A 274-nucleotide genomic window follows, 5' to 3' on the forward strand; every position below is an offset into this window, starting at 1 on the left:
AAGAATTTGATATAGCTCGAAATTGACGAAGCTTGCGCTTCATTCAAAAATTGTAAAACTTTTTTTGCCTCATCGTTCAGTTTTCAAAGACCAAAAATGAAAATAAATGGTCGGGAAGACAGGATTCGAACCTGCGACCCCTTGGTCCCAAACCAAGTGCTCTACCAAGCTGAGCTACTTCCCGTAAAATGGTGCACCCTGAGAGATTCGAACTCCCGGCCTTTAGATTCGTAGTCTAACGCTCTATCCAGCTGAGCTAAGGGTGCATATGGTG

The 274-nt window shown here is 43.8% G+C and carries 2 tRNA genes; both read right to left on the reverse strand.

The window, feature by feature from the left end:
- Positions 1 to 107: 107 nt before the first annotated feature.
- Positions 108 to 184, reverse strand: a tRNA-Pro gene (locus tag KNP03_RS13455).
- Between the two features lie 5 nt (positions 185 to 189).
- Positions 190 to 266 (reverse strand) — tRNA-Arg (locus KNP03_RS13460).
- Positions 267 to 274: the final 8 nt, after the last annotated feature.

Origin of the sequence: Exiguobacterium algae, from assembly GCF_018617875.1 — a bacterium.
GTDB lineage: Bacteria > Bacillota > Bacilli > Exiguobacteriales > Exiguobacteriaceae > Exiguobacterium > Exiguobacterium algae.